The following is a 6,185-nucleotide window of genomic DNA, read 5'->3' as shown; positions in this document are numbered from 1 at the left end:
AGGATCTATTCGTTAACTTTGCAATAGACGCTTCACTATCGTTCAGCATGACAAATCAGAGGTCAATCATAAACACTTTTGTCATCCTGAGGAACGAAGGATCTATTCGTTAACTTTGCAATAGACGCTTCACTATCGTTCAGCATGACAAAGAATTTTTACTATCCTGTAAAAATAGGTGGCCAGTCCATAATACTGCTGTTCAGAAAAGTCCAATTTGGGTTTTCAAGTTCAATCAATTTATTCTTTTTATCCCTTGTCCAACCCTTTATTTCCTTTTCCCGTTCAATTGCATAGTTAATATATTGATGTCTTTCATACCAAACCAGATAAAAGCATTTATATTTTGATGTAAAACTCCCTGGTTGATTTACTGCAAAGTAATGTTCATACAATCGCTTATTTAAATCATTTGTAACACCAGCATACAGTACCTTTTTGTTATAATTTGTAAGGATATAGGTGAAAAAGTTATATTGGATCATGATCTCAATTAATTTGCAACTTTAAAAAGCATTGCGCAAAATAGATGCTTCGCTATGCTCAGCATGACAAACTAATTTAATCAATATTTGTAATCCTGAGAACGAAGAATTTGTTTTTGAGCTTGCATCTTACAGAATAGATTCTTCACTTCGTTCAGAATGATAAAAACACTTTTACTCCCCAACCTCCGGCCGGGGGCGATTATACCAGGCGTTGGCGGGTTTGGAGAAAAGTAGTATCAACGCCCAGATCTCAGCTATGATTTCTATGGTATATAGCACCATTACCAGATCGGTAAATTTTCCTTTGGCGGCGTGGCTCAGTAACTGAGCTACGTTAAGTAAAAACGAAAGGCCATTAAAAACTATCAGCACTACCATAATTATCCGTGCCCATTTTTTGCCTTCGGCTGTGGCGGTAATTACCAGGCTGATGATGATAAATACCAAGATGAATGGCACTACGGTAATACCATCGAGCCAATCGGTTATCATGGATAATATGAAAGCTATATACAGCAAAATAACTCCATTAACTACCTGCTTAGGTTTGTCGCTGGAATTTTTATCCTGGTTTATATTTAGCTTTTTGAATAATGAGTTCAGCATTTATTGCTCTTTTTTAAACGCGTTCCAACCTTGTGCTTTTAACGGGTGCGAGTTACCTGATTTGGTAATAAGGTTGCAACCTGCCGATGGCTCTGTGATGTGACCAATAATGGTAATATCCATTTTGAATTTGATCTTATCGTAATCTGTCTGTTTAACGGTAAACAGCAGTTCATAATCTTCGCCGCCGCTTAATGCGCAAACAGTAGGGTCAAGGTTAAATTCACGAGCTGTTTCATAGGTCATCGGGTCGAGCGGAATTTTTTCTTCATACAAGCTACAGCCTTTATCACTCTGTTTACAGATGTGTAATATCTCTGAGGCCAGGCCGTCAGATACATCGATCATGGCGGTTGGTTTTACGTCGATACTTTTTAATAACTCCACAATATCGCGGCGGGCTTCCGGTTTCAGTTGGCGCTCTACAATATAATCCTTGCCTTCCAGATCTGGTTGAATTTTTGGATTTTCCAAATAGATCATCTTTTCACGCTCCAGTAATTGCAAGCCAACATACGCTCCACCCAAATCACCCGATACACAGATCAGGTCGCCTTCACCGGCACCGTTACGATAAACCACATCGGCTTCATCAGCATAGCCAATAGAAGTTACACTGATCACCAAACCTTGCTTTGACGAGGTAGTATCCCCACCCACCAGGTCAACATTATATTTTTCGCAGGCTATATAAATGCCCTGGTATAATTCCTCAATAGCTTCCAACGGGAACTTGCTCGACATACCTATCGAAACAGTAACCTGTGTGGCAGTTCCGTTCATGGCGTAAATATCACTCAGGTTTACTTGTATAGCTTTGTATCCCAGGTGTTTCAGTGGCGTGTATGACAGATCGAAATGTATTCCTTCCAACAGCATATCGGTGCTTACCAATGCACGTTTTCCGGCAAAATCAAGTACAGCAGCATCATCGCCAACACCTTTTATGGTACCTGGTTGTGTCAGTTTTATACTTTTTGTCAGATGACCGATCAGGCCAAATTCGCCCAGGTCCTCTAAATTTGTTCTGTCTTGATTTTCAAACATTCTCTTTTATCTTAAAAATTTAGCCTGCAAAAATAATGTAATCTTCTTAAAATTTGCGACATCGCAAAAAACGCGTTCTATGTATACCGCCGTAGGCGGGGAAATTTTTTTTAGCATTTACTGGCTTTTCCAAAAAATCTCCGGGCCCCTCCGCAAAATCGTTATATCCGCCTTTGGCGGAAAATTTTTTTGAGATTTTACGACCTTTTGTCACCAAAATCGTCATGCCGAACTTGTTTCGGCATCTCACAGAAAAGGTCTTGAGCTTTTTATAACCTTGCTTATGGGATGCCGAAACAAGTTCGGCATGACGGACCCATTTATATCTCTCAAATTTCAGACTTACGAAGTTTTAAAAACTTCGTAAGTCTGCCTCTCAAATCTTCTTACAATCCCAATTGTGCTGATATTTCCAGCATACGCTCAATTGGTTTTACAGCACGTTCAATAATGTGCTCCGGTACTGTAATTTCCGGTGATTCATTTTTTAAACACAGGTATAGTTTTTCCAGTGTGTTACGTTTCATGTGCGGGCAATCATTACAGGCACAGCTGTTATTTGGCGGGGCCGGGATAAACACCTTATCCGGGTTTTCCTTTTGCATCTGGTGTAAAATACCTGCCTCGGTAGCTACTATAAATTCTTTATCAGCGTGGCTGCCTGCGTATTTCAATATTCCAGTTGTCGACCCAACATAATCAGCCATTTGCAATATAACATCCTCACATTCAGGGTGTGCCAACAGTTTAGCACCGGGATGTCTTTCTTTCAATTTGGTGATCTTCTCTCTCGAAAAAATCTCGTGTACCATACAGGCACCGTTCCACAATACCAGGTCACGGCCTGTTTTTTTTGCCACATAAGCACCCAGGTTTTTATCCGGCCCAAAAATGATCTTCTGATCTTTTGGTAAGCTTTCTACAATGGCTACAGCGTTGCTTGATGTACAAACAATATCACTTAAAGCTTTCAGTTCGGCTGTGCAGTTTACATAGGTGATCACCAGGTGATCCGGATAGTTTTCCTTAAACTTTTTAAATAAATGCGGCGGACAACTATCTGCTAATGAGCAACCTGCCTTTACGTCGGGCAATAATACCTTTTTACTGGGCGATAATATCTTGGCTGTTTCGGCCATGAAGTGTACGCCAGCGAAAACAATAACATCGGCATCCGTTTTAGCGGCTTGCTGCGATAACCCAAGGCTATCTCCAATATAGTCAGCAATATCCTGAATATCGGGTTCCTGGTAATAGTGGGCCAAAATGACTGCATTTTTTTCCTTTTTAAGTTTTTCAATTTCATTAAAAAGATCCAGACTCGGGTCGATGTATTCGTACACAAATCCTTTCACATTTATTTCTTCGAAGGTATCCATTTCAACAATTCAATTAATAACAACTATTATTTATATAAAATAAAACTATTGTTTATTGGTGTGTTAGTTATGTGCAAAAGTCGGGAAATATTTTGGCTGATTAATTAGTTTTCACATTTTATCAACAGTTATCCACATCTTTTGATCTTATATTTGATTGATTTTGTGATTCGTATGACAATCAAATTTTATTTAAAAAAGTTTTATGTTAATATTTTCAGGGTGGGTAAAATGTTAGCTATATCTCTTTTGAACCTCAAAAGTCGCTCAAAAAATATTCATATTAGCATCAAAAATCGGGGTTATCCACAATTGGAATATTTATTAGCTAATTCTTTACATAGAATTAACAAGTTTTATACCGGTTATTAACACAAATGGTACTTTTACACAATTTATATAGAATATATGACTAAAACTGTTGATTTTCTGGTAGTGGGATCGGGCATAGCCGGATTGAGTTTTGCACTCAAAGCCGCCAAGCACGGTAAGGTTCTGATAGTTACAAAATCAAACGAAGACGAATCAAACACTAAGTACGCCCAGGGTGGTGTTGCAGTGGTTGTGGATAAAAAAGAAGATTCTTTTGAAAAACATATAGAAGATACCTTAATTGCCGGTGATGGCCTTTGCGACCGGGAAGCTGTGGAAGCTGTTGTTAAAGAAGGTCCGGAGCGTATCAATGAAATTATTGATTACGGGACTAATTTTGATAAAACAAACGAAGGTATTTATGACCTGGCCAAAGAGGGTGGACACTCAGAATTTCGGGTATTGCATTATAAAGATGTAACAGGCTGGGAGATAGAGCGTTCCTTATTAGAAGAGATACATAAGAACCCGAATATTGAGATATTAACACATTATTTCGCGGTAGATCTGATCACCCAGCATCATTTAGGTGAGCTGGTTGATAAATCAAGTACTGATATTACCTGTTATGGTATATACGCGTTTAATACTGAAAGTAATGTTGTTGAAAAGATACTTTCAAAAGTCACAGTAATGGCATCTGGTGGAGCCGGCCATATTTACGCGGTTACTACCAATCCAACCATTGCCACCGGCGATGGTATAGCGATGGTTTACCGGGCTAAGGGTAAAGTAAGGAATATGGAGTTTATCCAGTTTCATCCTACTGCCTTGTATAATCCGGGCGAGTATCCTTCTTTCCTGATATCAGAAGCTGTACGAGGGTTTGGTGGTATATTAAAACGTACCAATGGTGAGGAGTTTATGCAAGAGTATGACGAGCGTAAATCATTAGCACCACGTGATATTACAGCGAGAGCCATTGATGCCGAGATCAAAAAATCAGGTGAGGATTTTGTTTACCTGGATATTCGTCACCGTAGCAAACAGGATATTTTAAACCATTTCCCTAATATATATGCCAAATGCCTGGAGATAGGTATCGACATGACCAAGGATATGATACCGGTAGCTCCGGCTTGTCATTATATGTGTGGTGGTATTATGGTTAATCATGTTGGTCAATCATCTATATTAAGGTTATATGCCTGCGGAGAGTGCTCTTCTACGGGTTTACATGGCGCTAATCGTTTGGCTTCCAATTCATTATTAGAGGCTTTGGTTTTTGCTCATCGTATATATGTAGATGCTATTGGTAAGTTTGAAAGTGTTGTTATTCCTGAAGGTATCCCGGATTGGGATGAGAAAGGTGTACAGCTCTCTAACGAAGATATCCTGGTAACGCATAACGTTCGCGAAATGCAAAAGCTGATGAATGACTACGTAGGTATTGTGCGTTCAGATTTCAGGTTGGACAGGGCGATGCGTCGCTTAGGTTTATTATATGAAGAAACGGAAGATTTTTACAAGAAAACCAAACTTTCCGTAAAGCTCTGCGAACTGCGTAACCTGATCCAGGTGTCTTTTATTGTTGTAAAATCGGCCATGTTACGTAAAGAAAGCAGAGGGCTACACTATACTACCGATTATCCGGAGCATGCAGAGCAGGTTAAGGATACGGTGTTTTAAAGAAAGTATTTACTGTTATTAAAGAAAAAACTTACGAAGTTTTTAAAACTTCGTAAGTCTTGTATATAAGATATGGTTAAGCCAAAGAAATCTGTAGATACAGCCTTTTTAATCTTTTTGGGATTACTACTTAGTACAACTGTTTTCAGACATTTCGATGGAAATTATGTGCTTTCGATAAATAACTATTTAGCGTTTATTTTTTGGATGGTCGTTATAGTTTTTAAAATTGTAAAGCCTGAAAAGTCGTATTATTTGGTACCTATTTTATTAGTATTATCTGTCTTTAATATCATTAACTTCACTATTGAGGTATTCAGGTTTGGAATTTCAATTGGAAAATCTGAGCAGTTTGAAGGATTTTATATCAATTTCTTAGCAGTTATAGAATTGATCATCTATAGTTTTATTAATAAAAGATTTATCATCAATATATTTAAAAGCTCCGATAAAGAAAAAGAGGATGATTATAATAAGATGATGGGTTTCTATTACAAAAAATTTAAAGCAATTAATACTGAAGAATTTAACTCAATTTTTACAGATATTAAAAATTATCCTTTAGAAGCACAAGCAGCTTTAAATAAAATAAAAAATGAAAGAGAAATTTGAGCGGAAAACGGGATTCGAACCCGCGGCCTTCAGTTTGGGAAACTGATGCTCT

6 protein-coding genes are annotated in these 6,185 nt (G+C 38.1%); 2 read left to right on the top strand and 4 right to left on the bottom strand.

What is annotated here, in order from left to right; translation table 11 throughout:
* Positions 1-161 precede the first annotated feature (161 nt).
* The 4 genes from AAGC65_RS11560 to nadA form a co-directional block, all read right to left on the bottom strand.
* Entirely contained in the window at positions 162-485 is a 324-nt protein-coding gene (locus AAGC65_RS11560; protein ID WP_343112606.1) for a GIY-YIG nuclease family protein, read from the bottom strand.
* 174 nt (positions 486-659) lie between these two features.
* Entirely contained in the window at positions 660-1,094 is a 435-nt protein-coding gene (locus tag AAGC65_RS11555) for a hypothetical protein (RefSeq protein WP_343112605.1), read from the bottom strand.
* Positions 1,095-2,141, bottom strand: coding sequence for a thiamine-phosphate kinase (gene thiL / locus AAGC65_RS11550; RefSeq protein WP_343112604.1), 1,047 nt, complete (start codon positions 2,139-2,141; stop codon positions 1,095-1,097).
* A 386-nt stretch (positions 2,142-2,527) separates the two neighbouring features.
* On the bottom strand, positions 2,528-3,520 hold the full coding sequence (gene nadA, locus AAGC65_RS11545; protein ID WP_343112603.1) for a quinolinate synthase NadA: 993 nt from the start codon (positions 3,518-3,520) through the stop codon (positions 2,528-2,530).
* A gap of 408 nt (positions 3,521-3,928) precedes the next feature.
* Here nadA and nadB point away from each other — a divergent pair, with 408 nt between their 5' ends.
* A complete protein-coding gene (nadB, locus tag AAGC65_RS11540) occupies positions 3,929-5,521 on the top strand; it encodes an L-aspartate oxidase (RefSeq protein WP_343112602.1) in 1,593 nt (530 codons plus the stop codon).
* Between the two features lie 72 nt (positions 5,522-5,593).
* Complete coding sequence (locus AAGC65_RS11535; RefSeq protein WP_343112601.1) at positions 5,594-6,133, top strand: hypothetical protein; 540 nt, start codon at positions 5,594-5,596, stop codon at positions 6,131-6,133.
* The last annotated feature ends 52 nt before the right edge of the window (positions 6,134-6,185 follow it).

The organism is Mucilaginibacter sp., from assembly GCF_039207105.1.
Classification (GTDB): Bacteria; Bacteroidota; Bacteroidia; order Sphingobacteriales; family Sphingobacteriaceae; genus Mucilaginibacter.
This window is presented reverse-complemented; position numbering and strand designations above follow the sequence as displayed.

What these genes read in the sequence shown, in the direction of transcription:
- AAGC65_RS11555 (WP_343112605.1), bottom strand. Translation starts at nt 1,094, where the DNA reads ATGCTGAACTCATTATTCAAAAAGCTAAATATAAACCAGGATAAAAAT.
- AAGC65_RS11560 (WP_343112606.1), bottom strand. Translation starts at nt 485, where the DNA reads ATGATCCAATATAACTTTTTCACCTATATCCTTACAAATTATAACAAA.
- nadB (WP_343112602.1), top strand. Translation starts at nt 3,929, where the DNA reads ATGACTAAAACTGTTGATTTTCTGGTAGTGGGATCGGGCATAGCCGGA.
- nadA (WP_343112603.1), bottom strand. Translation starts at nt 3,520, where the DNA reads ATGGATACCTTCGAAGAAATAAATGTGAAAGGATTTGTGTACGAATAC.
- thiL (WP_343112604.1), bottom strand. Translation starts at nt 2,141, where the DNA reads ATGTTTGAAAATCAAGACAGAACAAATTTAGAGGACCTGGGCGAATTT.
- AAGC65_RS11535 (WP_343112601.1), top strand. Translation starts at nt 5,594, where the DNA reads ATGGTTAAGCCAAAGAAATCTGTAGATACAGCCTTTTTAATCTTTTTG.